This is a genomic window from Myxococcus sp. CA056, assembly GCF_013336715.1.
GTDB lineage: Bacteria > Myxococcota > Myxococcia > Myxococcales > Myxococcaceae > Myxococcus > Myxococcus llanfairpwllgwyngyllgogerychwyrndrobwllllantysiliogogogochensis.
The window spans coordinates 1-13,525 of the sequence record NZ_JABUMT010000009.1 but is presented as its reverse complement, the minus strand read 5'-3'; the positions used below and the strand labels follow the sequence as shown (position 1 = coordinate 13,525).

Genomic DNA, 13,525 nt, shown 5'->3' with positions numbered 1-13,525 from the left:
CAAGTCAATGGGAGGTCGTCCGTGAGTGTCGTCGAGGAGTCGCCGAGTCATCCGCCGCCTGGCCTGCGAGGGTTGGTGTCGCTGCTGGGTTTGCAGGGGCCGCTGGTGGGGCTCGCGGCGCTCAGCTCGACGGTGGCTGCCGCGCTGGGGTTGGTGCCGTTCTTCATCGTCGCGCGCATGGCCACGGCCATCTACGCGGAGCCGCCGAAGCTGGACGAGGTCCGCACGCTGGCGCTCGTCGCCGTGGGGGCGCTGGTGCTGCGCTACCTGTTCGTCGCGGGGGCGACGATGGCCGCGCACATCGCCGCATTCCGAATCCTCCATGCGCTGCGCCTGCGAATCGCGCGGAAGCTCGGCGCGGTGCCGCTGTCGTTCTTCAGCCGTCGGTCCACGGGCTCGCTGAAGACGACGCTGATGGACGACGTGAATCAGATTGAGTCGTTCGTCGCGCACAACTTCCCGGACGCGGTGGCCGCCATGGTGGTTCCGCTCGCCACGGCCGTCGCGCTGCTGTGGGTGGACTGGCGGATGGCCCTGGCGAGCATCGCCGTCGCTCCCTTGGCGGTGGGCGCCATGGCGCTCGCGATGCGCGATGTCGGCAAGGCGCATGCGCGGTGGAACGAGATTCAGCAGCGGATGAACGCGTCGCTCCTGGAGTACTTCCGGGGCATCAAGGTCATCAAGACGTTTGGCCTCTCCGCGGCCCGCTTCGGGGACCTCTCGCGCTCCATCGAGGAGGGCCTGGCGTGGATGGAGGGCTTCATGCGCACCAACGGGCGGGGCTATGGCGCCTTCGGCGCGCTCATCGGCTCCAGCCTCGTCGTCCTCGTACCCCTGGGGGGCTGGCTGTACGTGCGAGGCGGGCTCTCGCTGGAGTCGCTGGTGTTGTTCCTGGTGCTGGGGCCCCAGCTCCTCATGTCGCTGATGCGGCTGATGTTCGCGTGGGGCAACGTCGAGCGCGTCACGGCGGGCAACGAGCGCATCCACGACATCCTCCTGGCGCCCGACCTGGAAGACGTCGCGGGCACCGAGTCGCCACGACATGACGGCATTTCGTTCCGGGAAGTCGACTTCCGCTACGACAGCGCGGGGAAGGACGTGCTCCACCGCGTCACGTTCGATGCGCCGGCCGGGAAGGTGACCGCGCTCGTGGGGCCCTCGGGCGCTGGCAAGTCGACGCTCGTGAAGCTCGTGCCCAGGCTGTGGGAGGCCCACGGCGGCACGGTGGAGCTGGGAGGCGTCGACGTGCGCAAGCTGCCCCTCGACACGCTGCTCTCGCGCGTCTCCATGGTGTTCCAGGACGTGTTCCTCTTCCATGGCTCCGTCCGCGACAACCTGCGGCTGGGGCGCGCGGAGGCGACGGACGCGGAGCTGGAGGCCGCATGCCGCGCCGCGCGGGCGCACGACTTCATCCTCGGGCTGCCCCAGGGGTACGACACGATGCTGGGTGAGCGTGGCGCGCGACTGTCCGGTGGAGAGAAGCAGCGGCTGTCCATCGCGCGGGCCCTGCTCAAGGCCGCGCCCGTGCTCCTGCTCGACGAGGCGACCGCGTTCGCGGACCCGGAGAACGAGGCGCGCATCCAGGAGGCGTTGTCGGAGTTGTGCGAGGGGAGGACCGTCGTGGTCGTCGCCCACCGGCTGTCGACCATCGCCACCGCCGACCACATCGTCGTGCTCGACGGAGGGCGGGTCCAGGACCAGGGTCCGCATGAGGTGCTGCTCTCGCGCTGCGCGCTCTACCAGCGACTGTGGGCGAGTCACTCGGATGCACGGGACTGGTCGCTCGGCGGTGCCGAGGCAGAAGCCCCGCGTGGTGTGGAGGTGGCATCATGATTGGAGAGTTCTTCACGCTCGGAGAGCGGCTGGCGGGCCAGAAGGACGCGCGGCTGCGGCGCGGCTTCCTCTTCGCCTTCGGTGAGGCGGTGGCGACGGCGCTGCCCTATGCGCTGGTCCTGTTCTTCGTCCGCGCGGCGTTGGAGCGACGGCTCACCCTGGAGCTGACGGGCCAGGTGACGGGCGGCATCGTCCTCGCGGTGCTCCTGCGGATGGTGTTCACCCGGTCGGCGATGGCGAACATCTTCACCGCGGCCCATGCGCTGATGGGACAGGCCCGCATCCGCACGGCGGACCACCTGCGGCGGCTGCCCATGGGCTTCTTCACCCAGCACCGCAGCGGCGAGCTGATGGGCGTGCTCACGACGGACCTGGCGCTTGTCGAGGACATCTGGTCGCACATCATCGGCGTCTTCGCCGCCAGCTTCGCCCTGCCGATGCTGGTGGGCCTCGGGCTGTGCTTCCTCGACTGGCGGCTGGGGCTCGCCGTCCTCGCGATGTTGCCCGTCGCGCTCGCCGTCCTGGCGGCCACGACGCCCCTCTTCGTGCGGGAAATCACCTCCGTGCTCGAGGCGACGGCGGACGTGAACGCGCGCATCGTCGAGTACGTGCAGGGCATCGCCGTGCTCCGCGCCTTCGGTCGACACGGTGAGGTGTACCAGCGCTTCGTGAAGGCGATGGAGCGGCTGCGTGACGCGCTCATCCGCGCGGAGGTGGCGCCGTCGCCGCTCCTGTCCGTCTTCGGCTTCCTGGTCGAGGCGAGCTTCGTCGTCGTGGCGTTCGTGGGCAGCACGCTGGCCTTCCAGGGGACGCTGGCTCCGGGGACGCTCCTGGTGTTCCTCGTGGTGAGCGTGGGCGTGACGCGACAGGTGGCCGAGCTGGGCGTGGCGCTCCTCATGCTCCGAGGCTCCCAGCGCGCGTTGGAGCGCGTGGACCGGCTCATGGCCGAGAAGCCGCTGAGCGAGCCTTCCTCGCCAGCCGCGCCTGTCACCCGCTTCAACGTGGAGGTGGAGGCCGTCTCCTTCGCGTACGAAGGGGAGCACGTGCTGAAGGACGTCTCCGTAGAGTTCCGCGAGCAGTCGCTCACGGCGATTGTCGGTGCCTCGGGCTCGGGCAAGTCGACGCTGGTGCATCTGGTCGCGCGGCTGTGGGACGTGCCGCGAGGGCAGGGGGCCATTCGTATCGGCGGAGTCGACATCCGGGATTTGCCGTTCGAGGAGCTGCACCGGCACATCGCGATGGTGTTCCAGGACGTGGTGCTGTTCTCCGGGACGGTGCTCGACAACCTGCGCGTGGGTCGCGCGGATGCGTCCCGGGAGGACGTCGAGCGCGCCGCCAGGGCCGCGAGGGCGCATGACTTCATCCAGGCGCTTCCCCAGGGCTACGACACCGTGCTCACCGAGGACGGTGGCTCACTCTCGGGAGGCGAGCGGCAGCGGCTGTCCATCGCGCGGGCCATCCTCAAGGACGCGCCCATCGTCCTGCTCGACGAGGCCACGGCTTCGGTCGATGCGTCCGCGGAGGCGGAGATTCAGCGGGCGATTGACGAGCTGGTCCGGCACAAGACGGTGGTCGTGATTGCGCACCGGCTGCGGACGGTGCGTCGCGCTCACCGCATCGTGGTGCTGGAGCGCGGAAGGGTGGCGGAGAGCGGGACTCACGACGAGCTGGTGCGTCGCGAGGGGCCCTATGCGGCGCTCTGGCGTGAGCAGGAGCGGGCCAAGGGATGGCATCTGGGCCTGCGGCGAGAAGCCCCCCGGGCAGAGCAGGGGTAGAGGCCGTCACTACCGACGACGGAGCTCTTCGTTCACGTCCTCGCGGAGGCGGTGCAGTGCCTCCGCGAGCGGGTCGTCGGAGTACACCTGAACCCAGGCGTGCAGGCCCAGCACGGCTTCCAGCTCGACGAGCGCCTTCAGCACGCGTCCGGGTTCCATCGTGTTGACCCGGACCGAGAGGCTGTCGTTCCCGGGCGTCGAGTCCACGCGGTCGTCTGGGGTCAGGTACGGACGAAGGTGCGGGACGACGTCGGGCGGGCCGCGCTTCGGCTGCGAGAAGGAGCCCCTCACGATGACGCGCTGACTGGTGAGCATGAGCGCGGTGCCACCCTGGCGCTGGGCGAGGTAACCCAGGCGGGGTCCGAAGTGGTCCTCCTCCAGCAGGACGTGCGGGCCCGCCACCGTGACGTCGCCGGTCAGGTCCTTCGCATAGCGGCTCGCCACCTCCGCGGACTGGAACAGGACCCACAGGCGCAGCCGCCCCGCGTGAGGGCCGCGCGACGCGAGGCGCTGTTCGAGGCGCAGGTCCTTGGGGACCTCCACCAGCTCCGCCGCGACGACCGCGCCGTTCTCCTGGGCGAGTGTCTTCAACTTCGCCACCAGGGTGTCGAGGGACTCCTTGCCGCCAGGGGCGCCCCAGTAGCCCACGAGCCCGTGGAGCTGGTTCGCATGGCGGATGAAAGAGCCGTGCACTTCCTCTTCCAGCACGAGCTCCAGTGCGCCCAGGGTCGCCGTGTCCCGCACTCCAAACGCGGTCGCCAGCTCGAATCTACCGTGCCCGTGAATCTCCGAGTGGACCATGCGCCCCTTGCGCTTCCACAAGAGGGTCCGCAGCGCGGGGAAGTCGTCATCCAGCGTCATCTCGGTGTGCAGCATCACCACCCGGCCCAGCGAGGCCATCACATCGGGGACGCGCTCCTCCGCGCCCACCGGGATGCCCTCCGCCGCGAGCAGCTCCTTCCATCGCTCCGGGTAGGCGCGTCCCGACTTCCAGTCTGGCAGGAGCGTGTCGAGGTAGGCCGTGGCCTCTTCAGCCGTCTCGAAGCGACCCACGAGCACGCAGTCTCCGCTGTTGTTTCCGGAGAACCCGCGCCACACGCGAACGCCGTCGGTCAGCGCCTCTCCCAAAGGCGCCCCCGCGCGCGCACAGCCCGCCAGGGGCGACGGCGCGGACAGCACGTCTCGCCGCCCGTTCCATCCCGCGAGCACATCCTCCGCCGAGGTGATGGGAAGTCCCCCGCCCTGAAACGAGCACGCCTTCAGCCGTCGGTTCGACGTCAGGGTGACGAAGTCGAGCCCCGCGCCGCAGTCGCCGCCGAAGAGCCGGGGGACCTCCGTCAGCGTGTCTCCGAAGCAGACCGACAGGCGCGTGCGCAGCGGGCTGTCCGCGAGCACCTCCGTGAGTCGTGCCTCATCCGAAGGGCTCAGTCGGAGCTTCGCGTCGTCGCCGACGTAGCGCAGGAGCGCGGCATCTCGACAGCCCAGCGCGTGAAGCGTCCGGAGCTGTGCGGACAGCGTGGGCAGTCGCTCCGGGGTCGCGAGGATGTTCACGCCGAACGTCTGTCCGGCGCGGGCGAGCCGCTCGACACACGCCTCCCAGTCGTTGTCGTCGTAGAGCGACACGCGGACCTCTCCGAGGTGGGGCGCGAGTCGTGCGAGTCGCTCGTCGGAGAGCAGCATCCCGTTGGTGGTGAAGTGGATGGCGAGCGGCGTCTCGTTCGACAGCCGCCGCACCAGCTCATCGAAGCCACGAAAGGCGAGGGGCTCGCCGCCACCGAACGAGACCTCCAGCGTGCCCGCGCGGGCCAGGCCCGACAGCACGTCGAAGGCGGAGTCCACCGTCCACTCGCTCTTCGCTTCCCGCTCTCGCGAACAGAAGGTGCACGCGAGGTTGCACGCGTTGGTGATGCCGAAGAGGACCAGCCGGGGCGCCCTTCGCCGCAGGTGGCGCGTCCGGGGGCCGTCCACGCGGAGGTTCGTGCCGGTGATCCGGTGGAACCAGAGGAGGGCGCCATCGAGCGCGTGCGGGCGCCAGTCGGAGTGTGGCTGCATGAAGGTCCTCACAACCCCCTGGATTCAGGGGCAATCCAAGGGTGGGGCGTGGTTCTCAGCCTACAAGAAACAATCGACGTTCCAGGGCCGATAACTCCAGAGTCAGCCGAAGTCTGGCCGCCCACACCCCCCGAGGTCCCACCCATATGGGTTTCAAGATCCCCAGCTTCAACGACGTTCGGAAGACGGTGACGAACACCGTCAACGACGTGAAGGACACGGTCGTCGACAAGGCGACGGACGTGAAGAAGGCGGTCGTCGACACGACCAACGACGTGAAGAAGGCCGTCGTCGACACGACCAAGGACGTGTTCGAGGACGTGAAGCACAACCCCGTCACGGACGCGTTCAAGAAGGCCATCACCGACCCGAAGGACCTGGCCCGCGACGTGTTCCAGACGGGGCTGCGCACCGCGTACCACGGCGTCACGAAGGTGCTGCCGGACGGCGCCGCCGACCAGCTGGTGAAGGCGGCCGAGGGCGGCATGGATGCCCTGGCCAAGACGTCGGAGCTGCTCGTCGGCAAGGACTCCTCCATCACCCAGAGCCTGAAGACGCTGGGCAAGGTGGACCTGGAGGGCATCACCCGGACGACGGACCCGGTGACGGGGCAGAAGCTGCAGGGTGACTGGCCCAAGCTGTGGGGCACCTGGCTGCTCGAGGAGAAGCCCAAGGACCTGGGCACCTGGGACAAGACGGACAACGGCACCGAGCGCGTCACCGTGCGCGACAACGCGTACACCGAAGACCTGGCGGGCCGCCCCCACCAGCAGCAGGTGACCGAAGAGTTCTTCAAGATGTACCCGAACCCGAAGCCCGGCGACGTGTTCCCTCCCGCCGAGGCCACCGACGCGCAGAAGGACAAGGCCCTGTACCGCTTCACGGGCCCGGGCACCGACGAGAAGAGCAAGGAGAAGTACACCTCGCTGGAGTGGTTCATCGGCTCCTACCGCACGCAGGTGACGTGCACCGGCATCGACGAGAAGACCGGCAAGCCCAACCTCCAGTACGAGGTCGTCAACAACTCGCACCTCGAGTCCGGCACCCGCGTGCCCGCGTCCTTCCAGGACAAGGGCCTGCCCCCCGCGCTCGTCCAGGACCGCCAGCGTGAGACGGGCCTGGGCGTCGGTGGTGACTGGATTCAGCGCTACGTGTGGACCAACAACGGCGTGGACAACCCCACGAAGTAATCCCGTCCCCGGTCGTTGACGAAGGCCCGGTGGTCGCGAACAGCGGCCCCGGGCCTTCTGCTTTCTGGCGTCCGGGTTCGCGCGATGCCTGCGCCAACGTGACTCGGAGCGCCGTGGGTCGCCGCCGAAAGGTGTGACGTCCTGCGTCACATCACGCCCCTCGGTTTTTCCTAGGCGTCAGGAAACATTTTCGGCTGATTCGCGAAGATGTAGGTATCCCCCCTTCAACACGAGGCGCTGTCATGGCCGGTATCTCCTCTGTGAACAGCAGCGCAGCCGAGTCCGCCCGTCGCCGAGCGGAGGCCGCGCGCGTCGCGGCCGAGCAGCAGACGGCGGCCAAGGCCAAGCCCAAGGCGAAGCCCGTGGAGAAGGTGGAGACGGTCTCCACGTTCGAGGAGCCTCGCAAGACGGGGGCGGAGAAGCTCACCGGGGAGAATGCGCCGCTCGCCGCCAAGGGGCCGCTGGACAGCGCGCCCGCGGACCCGAAGGCCCGCGCCGGTTGGTGGAAGCAGCTGTCGCCCACGGAGCAGTCGCAGGTGGTCAGCTCGGACCCCAAGAAGCTCGGCTCCATGGATGGCCTGCCGGCCTCCGTGCGTGACACCGCGAACCGCACGCAGCTGAAGAATGAAATCGCCCAGCTCAGCGCGGAGAAGTCACCCTCCAAGGACCAACAGCGCCAGCTGGAGAACGCGCGGGCCGTGCAGACGCAGCTGGACCGGGTGGCGAAGGAGGCGGGCTCCGCGCAGCTGCTCGTCTATGACTCGACCTTCGTCAATGGCGAGGGCCGTGCGGCCATCGTCGCCGGCAACCTGGACACCGCGAAGCATGTGTCGGTGAGCGTGCCGGGCCTGAACTCGGACGTGCGCGGCTACATGGACAACATCACCAGCGACGCGCTCAAGCTCCACAAGGCCTCGGGCACGCAGCAGGGTGAGGTCGCGACGGTGGCCTGGATGGGCTACGACGCGCCGGGCTTCCAGAACGTGGCGTCCGACAACGCCGCGGAGAATGGCGCCAAGCTGCTGGCCGCTGACGTGGCCGGCATCCGCGCCGCGCGCGACGGAAACCAGCCGCACCTGACTGTCATTGGCCACAGCTATGGCAGCACCACCGCCTCCATCGCCGCCGACAAGAACGGCCTCCAGGCGGATGACCTGGTGCTCATCGGCAGCCCCGGTGCGGGCAGCGCCAAGTCGGTGAAGGACTACGACGGCGCGCTCGCCAACGGCCACGTGTGGTCCGGCTCGGCCAGCCGGGACGTGGTGTCCTGGCTCAATGGCAGCAACCTGCCCGGGGACCCGCTGGGACAGGACCCGTCCGAGAACAAGTTCGGCGCCAACCGGTTCACCGCGGAGGCGAAGGACCGCGGGGACAAGAGCAACATGGGCGACCATTCCAAGTACTACAAAGAGGGCTCCGAGTCCCTGGCCAACCTGGCGGACATCGTCACCGGGAACTACGGCGGAGTGGACCGGGCCCAGCAGCGCTACGGCGAGCATGACTGGTGGAAGGGCAACCGCGTCATCGACCCCGAGGCGAAGCGCGCCGTGGAGTGAGCCGGATGTAGAGCGGGCCCAAGGTCCGCTCCACCGGAATCCCTTACAATTTTTTCGCGGGACCGGCCGGTGCTCTGGCGGGTCCCGCTTGTCTTGAGTGGACCTGGGAAGGTCGTGCATGCGCTTGTCGAACGTGGTGTTGAAGAGCCCTGACGTGGGCTCACGGCTGTCGTCTGTCGAAGTGGTGCAAGGCAGTCTGGTGAGCGGACGCGAGCGGGTGCTCGTCAATGCATCCAACACGAATGGCCAGCTCGGCTCGGGTGTCTCCGGCGCCATCCGCCGGGCGTGCGGCGAAGGCTTCCAGGAGCACATCCTCGCGGCGCTGAATGCGCGCTTCGGTGGACCCATGGCGCCGGGAGAGGTGCTGGTGACGGAGGCGGGCGCGCACCCCACGGCGAAGTGGGTGGCCCACGTCGCGGTGATGGACTATCGCGAGGGCATTCACGGGGGCTCGTTCCCGGACTCGCAGCGCATCCGCGCGGCCTGCGTGAAGCTGTGGGAGACGCTGGAGCAGTTGGACGAAGCAGACCTCTCCGTGGCCATGGTCGCCCTGGGGGCTGGCACCGGAGGGCTCTCGCTGCGTGAGTCGGTGGACCTGGCGTGCTCCACGCTGAGCGAGCACCTGAGCGCCAGAGAGGGTTCGCGGCTCGGGCGTCTGGTCTTCTACGGCTACAACCTGCCGGAGTACATCGCCACCGTGGATATCGTCTCGCGCTACTTCGCGCTGCCGGAGGGCTCCGTGTCGCGCGAGGTGCTGGACTTCGTGGAGCGCTGTCGCGAGCAGGAGCAGCGCGGCAGGTAGTCGCCGCGCGCTCACGGGCGCCGCCGGTCAGCCGAACCGCTCGCGCAGCGCCGACGCATGGCTCCGGCTGAGCGGCAGCGGCGCTTCCAGCCCGCGCAGGTAGACGTCACCCCCGCCGCTCAAGCCCCGGTCCACGCGCTCGACGTAGGTCAGGTTGACCAGCGCGGAGCGGTGGATGCGCGCGAAGGTCCGCTCCGGCAGGCGCAGCTCCCACTCCTTCAAGGGGCGCGGCGACAGCGTGCACTGGCCGTCCGCCGTGACGAGCTCCACGTAGTCGCCCGCGCCGCGAAGGCAGACGAGCTGCTCCACCCGCACGAAGCGCGACTTCGCGCCGTTCTCCAGGAACAGCACGTCCGCCTCGGTGAGCTTCTGGCGGGTGGGGCCCTGCGCGGGCGCGGGTCTGCCCTGCTCCCGTTCCACCAGTCGCTCCACGGCCCGCGCCAGCCGGTCCGGATGCACGGGCTTGAGCAGGTAGTCCAGCGCGTTGACCTCGAACGCCCGCAGCGCGTGCGTGTCGTGGGCCGTGACGAAAATCACCTGGAATGGCCGCTCGGGCAGGCGGGCGAGCAGCTCGAAGCCGCCCTCTCCGGGCATCTGCACGTCCAGGAAGAGCAGCTCCGGCCGCAGCTCCTCGATTCGCTCCAGCGCGGACTTCACGCTGTCCGCCTCGCCCACGACCTTCACATGGGGAGACGATGACAGCATCTCGCGCAGCTCGACTCGGGCGAGCCGCTCGTCATCCACGAGCAACGCGCGCAGGGGCAGCGTCATGCGATTCCTCCGCGAGTATCGGGGTCCATTCCATGGCGGGGAGCTCGACGACGATGTGGACCCAGCCCTCCGTTTCCGACGTCTCCAGCTTCGCGCGGTCCGCGTAGAGGTGGGCCAGCCGCTCGCGCACGTTGCGGAGCCCGGTGCCCGTGCCCTGGGGGCCCAGCTCGCGCGCCGCGGGCGCCCACGTGCCGGTGTTGTCCACCTGGATGCGCAGCACGTCCCGCACCCGCGTCACCCGCACACGTACGCGCACTGGCAGCACGCCGGACGCGAGGCCGTGCTTCACCGCGTTGTCCACCAGCGGCTGGATGAGGAACGCCGGCACGGTGAGCTGCTCGGTGCCGGGCTCCACGGAGAGGCTCGCGTCCAGCTTCTCCTCGAAGCGCACCGACTCGATGCTCAGGTAGCTGCGCACCATGGACAGCTCCTCCTCCAGCGGGACATGCGGGTAGTCCCCCTTCTGGAGCGAGAAGCGCAGGAAGTCCGCCATCTCCGTCACCATGCGCCGCGCACGGGCGGGGTCCTCCCCGATGAGGGCGCGCACGGAGGTGAGCGCGTTGAACAGGAAGTGCGGGTGCATCTGGTGACGCAGGGACGCGAGCCGCGCCTCCTGCGCCAGGGTGTCCGCTCGCAGGGCGCGCTCGCGCTCCTCCTGCCAGGCTCGGGCGTGTTTGATTCCGAAGTAGAGCCCGCTCCAGCCCAGCAGCGTGACGCCGTATTCCAGCGAGAGCCGGGGAAGCGACATCTGGTGTCGATGCCAGTCGTACGTGGGATAGAGCCAGATGGCCCACAGCTCACCCAGCACCGTCCAGAGGACTCCGAACGCCGCGCTGGTGACCATGGCCCAGAGCGTCTGCCGCCGGAAGGTGCCCGGAAAGAGGCGCCGGTAGGCCAGCCTCATCACGCTGGTGAGCGCCAGGCCGTACAGCGCGCGGTGTGCCTTGGCCACCACCAGGTGCAGCGCGCCGCCATCCGCGTTGATGGCCGGATAGAAGGTGATGATGAGCAGGATGGCGTAGAGCCCCCAGCCCCCGAGCTGCAGGGTCCAGAACGCTGGAGCGGGGGCCAGGCGGTGTTTCATGCGCGGGAACCTATCAGAGTGAATCCAGCCCGACGACGCGCGAGCGCCTCGGGCTCTCAGGGGATGCGTGCGCCTGTCTGGCTGCTCTCAGGTCTTCAGCATGGAGCGCAGGAGGGTGCCGAACGCGCGCATCTCCTCCACCGTGCCCAGCGTCAGGCGCAAGGCGGAGTCGTCCGCGGCGATGGGGACGTTCGGGTTCGTCATCAGGTGGAAGCCATGGGGGGCGAAGCGCACGGGCAGGTCCAGTTGCTGCCGGGTCAGCGGAATCCAGAGGAAGTTGCCGTGGCCCGCGACGTACTTCATCCCCAGTTCGTCCAGGACGCGGGTGGTGACCTCGCGAGACTCGGCGGTGAGCTTGCGCATCCGCGCGAGGAAGGGCTTGTCCTGGAGGCTCGCCGTCGCGGCCATGATGGACGTGGAGTTGGGGAGGGACATCCGCAGCTCGGACAACCGCTGGATGACCTGGGGCTGGGCCAGGGCGTAGCCCACGCGCATGCCGGCCAGCCCATAAATCTTGGAGAAGGAGCGGGCGATGATGACGCTTCTTCCCGCGCGCACCTGGTCCACCATGGACTGGCCCGGCGCGGGCTCCAGGTAGTTCAGATACACCTCGTCCACCAGCACGGTGGCGCGGGGAGACACCGCCTCGCAGAAGGCGCGCAGGCGCGCCGGGTCGACGATGGTGCCCGTGGGGTTGTTGGGATTGCACACCGAGACGAGCTTCGTGCCCGCGCCCACGCGGGCCTCCATGGCCGCAAGGTCATGCGTCAGCGTGGCGTCGAGCGGAACGCGTTGCACCTTCCCTCCGACGCGCTCGGCGTAGTTGGCGAGGACGGGAAAGGTCAGGTCCGCGCACACGACGCCGCCTCCGCCGGAGGCGTACTCCGCCGCGATGATCGTCAGCGCCTCGAAGGAGCCCGCGGTGAGCAGGACGTGCTCGGGTGTCAGGCCCTCCTGCTCGGCGATGAGGCGCTTGAGGACATTGACGCTGTCGGTCGTGGCGTAGCGGCTGCTGAGGTGGAGGGACTCGCGGATGGCTCGCTTCGCGCCTTCAGAAGGGCCGTAGCGGTTCTCGTTGGAGAAGAGGCGGACGGGGTCCTCGCTCGGCGCACGCCTGGGCGCGGGGGCGGCCCGTGCGGGTTCGGGCCGGAGCGCCAGTCCGGCGGTGGTCGCCGCGGCGCCGGCGAGGAGGGCCCTGCGGGTGGGAAGGAAGTGGGACACGTCGATTCTCCCGGCGCTGAATGGGGTGGACGTCTCAGCGCGAGGAGAAGGTTAGGGGCGTGGCGGGGCTCAATCGCGGGCGCATCTGTGAAGGCCCGCACGCAGCCGGCGAGCGGTGTCCTTCACCTGTGAGCGGCGGGGGCGGCGCATCCCAAGCACCTTTTCGTGCCATTCCCCGACAATTGAGAATCGGAGGATGCACCATGCCTTTTGAGCACGGCGGTCGGATTGGTCCCAGGGTCGTCCCGCTCCCCAAGCCGTCTCCTCCGCCCCCGGCGCCCGAAGTGAAGGCCGTCGCTCCGGCGACTGTCGCCAAGGGCCACTCCCAGGTGGACAGCTTCCAGGCCACCACCGCCAGCGCGAAGTCCGCCGAGTCCCCCGCTCCAGTGGACAACACCTGGTCTGGGACCCAGCCGCTCTCCGAGGCGCGCAACGCGCATCGCACCAACACGAAGGAGCAGTTCGAGGACGCGCTGAACAGCGGCGCGAACTGGTTCGAAGGTGACGTCCGGAAGGAGATCAACAAGGACTCTCCGGAGATGCGCCACGACAAGAACCACGAGGACGGGGACAACCTCACCCTCAACGAGTGGCTGACGATGGGGAAGGAGTCCGGGCGCGGACTCAAGCTCGACATCAAGGAGGCCGACCAGATGCCGGCCGTCCTCGACGAGCTGGAGAAGGTGGGCATCTCCGAGGACCGGTTGATGCTCAACCTGGGCTTCGAGGACATGCAGGAGTGGGGGCCGAAGATTCGTGAGCGCTTCCCCAATGCCATCCTGGCCATCAACCCGCCCACCGGGGGAGAGGTGAAGGGGACGGATGCACAGAAGATGGTCGACCTGGCGAAAGAGCTGGGCGGGCCCGCCACCTTCGTGGTGCGTCACGACAAGCTGACCGACGAGGCCATCAAGACCTTCCTGCCCGCTGGGAGCCCCGCCGCCGGCACCATCTCGGTGTGGGGCGATTCGAAGGACCCCGTGAAGGCCGCCGAGGACCTGAAGGCCCGAGGCGTCAACGGGATGATCGACATCGCCGGACCCCATGGGAACAGCTGGGGCGACAGGGCCGACGCCGTGAAGAACTGGTTCAAGACCGGCTGGGACAAGTTTCTCTAAACCAACGATCTCGATTCTCGCACGACGTCAGGAGGCACGCCTGAGGTCGGCTCGGCGCAGGGATGGACAGGCAGAGCGCTGTGCATTCCGCGCGTTGAGGTAGGCATGTACCCGCACCATGAG

The 13,525-nt window shown here is 68.8% G+C and carries 10 protein-coding genes; 6 read left to right on the top strand and 4 right to left on the bottom strand.

Translation table 11 applies throughout. From position 1 onward, the window contains the following. The first annotated feature begins 21 nt into the window (after window positions 1-21). Both HUA76_RS29560 and HUA76_RS29555 read left to right on the top strand, forming a co-directional pair. Window positions 22-1,833, top strand: a complete 1,812-nt coding sequence (locus HUA76_RS29560) for an ABC transporter ATP-binding protein (protein ID WP_174462706.1) — start codon at window positions 22-24, stop codon at window positions 1,831-1,833. Then, on the top strand, window positions 1,830-3,608 hold the full coding sequence (locus HUA76_RS29555) for an ABC transporter ATP-binding protein (protein ID WP_174462705.1): 1,779 nt from the start codon (window positions 1,830-1,832) through the stop codon (window positions 3,606-3,608). Before HUA76_RS29560 ends, HUA76_RS29555 begins: the two co-directional genes overlap by 4 nt. Before the next feature lie 9 nt (window positions 3,609-3,617). Here HUA76_RS29555 and HUA76_RS29550 read toward each other — a convergent pair whose 3' ends face one another. Continuing rightward, a complete protein-coding gene (locus HUA76_RS29550) occupies window positions 3,618-5,660 on the bottom strand; it encodes a radical SAM protein (protein ID WP_174462704.1) in 2,043 nt (680 codons plus the stop codon). 146 nt (window positions 5,661-5,806) lie between these two features. Here HUA76_RS29550 and HUA76_RS29545 point away from each other — a divergent pair, with 146 nt between their 5' ends. The 3 genes from HUA76_RS29545 (at window position 5,807) to HUA76_RS29535 (ending at window position 9,208) form a co-directional block, all read left to right on the top strand. After that, window positions 5,807-6,850 carry a hypothetical protein gene (locus HUA76_RS29545; RefSeq protein ID WP_141641465.1) on the top strand — a complete coding sequence of 348 codons (1,044 nt, stop codon included), beginning with the start codon at window positions 5,807-5,809 and terminating at the stop codon, window positions 6,848-6,850. A gap of 242 nt (window positions 6,851-7,092) precedes the next feature. Beyond that, the gene (locus HUA76_RS29540; RefSeq protein WP_174462703.1) at window positions 7,093-8,406 is read left to right on the top strand and encodes an alpha/beta hydrolase; all 1,314 of its coding nucleotides are present in this window, start codon (window positions 7,093-7,095) and stop codon (window positions 8,404-8,406) included. Window positions 8,407-8,524: 118 nt separating this feature from the next. Continuing rightward, complete coding sequence (locus HUA76_RS29535) at window positions 8,525-9,208, top strand: macro domain-containing protein (RefSeq protein ID WP_174462702.1); 684 nt, start codon at window positions 8,525-8,527, stop codon at window positions 9,206-9,208. Between the two features lie 27 nt (window positions 9,209-9,235). Here HUA76_RS29535 and HUA76_RS29530 read toward each other — a convergent pair whose 3' ends face one another. From HUA76_RS29530 to HUA76_RS29520, 3 genes are all read right to left on the bottom strand, one after another. Next, the gene (locus HUA76_RS29530) at window positions 9,236-9,979 is read right to left on the bottom strand and encodes a LytTR family DNA-binding domain-containing protein (RefSeq protein WP_174462701.1); all 744 of its coding nucleotides are present in this window, start codon (window positions 9,977-9,979) and stop codon (window positions 9,236-9,238) included. Further along, entirely contained in the window at window positions 9,945-11,063 is a 1,119-nt protein-coding gene (locus HUA76_RS29525) for a sensor histidine kinase (RefSeq protein WP_141641461.1), read from the bottom strand. Before HUA76_RS29525 ends, HUA76_RS29530 begins: the two co-directional genes overlap by 35 nt. An 87-nt stretch (window positions 11,064-11,150) precedes the next feature. Further along, window positions 11,151-12,284 carry a histidinol-phosphate transaminase gene (locus HUA76_RS29520; protein WP_174462700.1) on the bottom strand — a complete coding sequence of 378 codons (1,134 nt, stop codon included), beginning with the start codon at window positions 12,282-12,284 and terminating at the stop codon, window positions 11,151-11,153. A gap of 203 nt (window positions 12,285-12,487) precedes the next feature. Here HUA76_RS29520 and HUA76_RS29515 point away from each other — a divergent pair, with 203 nt between their 5' ends. After that, window positions 12,488-13,402, top strand: coding sequence for an FAM151A/B family protein (locus HUA76_RS29515; RefSeq protein WP_174462699.1), 915 nt, complete (start codon window positions 12,488-12,490; stop codon window positions 13,400-13,402). Window positions 13,403-13,525: the final 123 nt, after the last annotated feature.

Excerpts from the sequence above, each read along its gene's own strand:
- HUA76_RS29525 (WP_141641461.1), bottom strand. The coding sequence starts at position 11,063 with ATGAAACACCGCCTGGCCCCCGCTCCAGCGTTCTGGACCCTGCAGCTC.
- HUA76_RS29530 (WP_174462701.1), bottom strand. The coding sequence starts at position 9,979 with ATGACGCTGCCCCTGCGCGCGTTGCTCGTGGATGACGAGCGGCTCGCC.
- HUA76_RS29555 (WP_174462705.1), top strand. The coding sequence starts at position 1,830 with ATGATTGGAGAGTTCTTCACGCTCGGAGAGCGGCTGGCGGGCCAGAAG.
- HUA76_RS29515 (WP_174462699.1), top strand. The coding sequence starts at position 12,488 with ATGCCTTTTGAGCACGGCGGTCGGATTGGTCCCAGGGTCGTCCCGCTC.
- HUA76_RS29535 (WP_174462702.1), top strand. The coding sequence starts at position 8,525 with ATGCGCTTGTCGAACGTGGTGTTGAAGAGCCCTGACGTGGGCTCACGG.
- HUA76_RS29540 (WP_174462703.1), top strand. The coding sequence starts at position 7,093 with ATGGCCGGTATCTCCTCTGTGAACAGCAGCGCAGCCGAGTCCGCCCGT.
- HUA76_RS29550 (WP_174462704.1), bottom strand. The coding sequence starts at position 5,660 with ATGCAGCCACACTCCGACTGGCGCCCGCACGCGCTCGATGGCGCCCTC.
- HUA76_RS29545 (WP_141641465.1), top strand. The coding sequence starts at position 5,807 with ATGGGTTTCAAGATCCCCAGCTTCAACGACGTTCGGAAGACGGTGACG.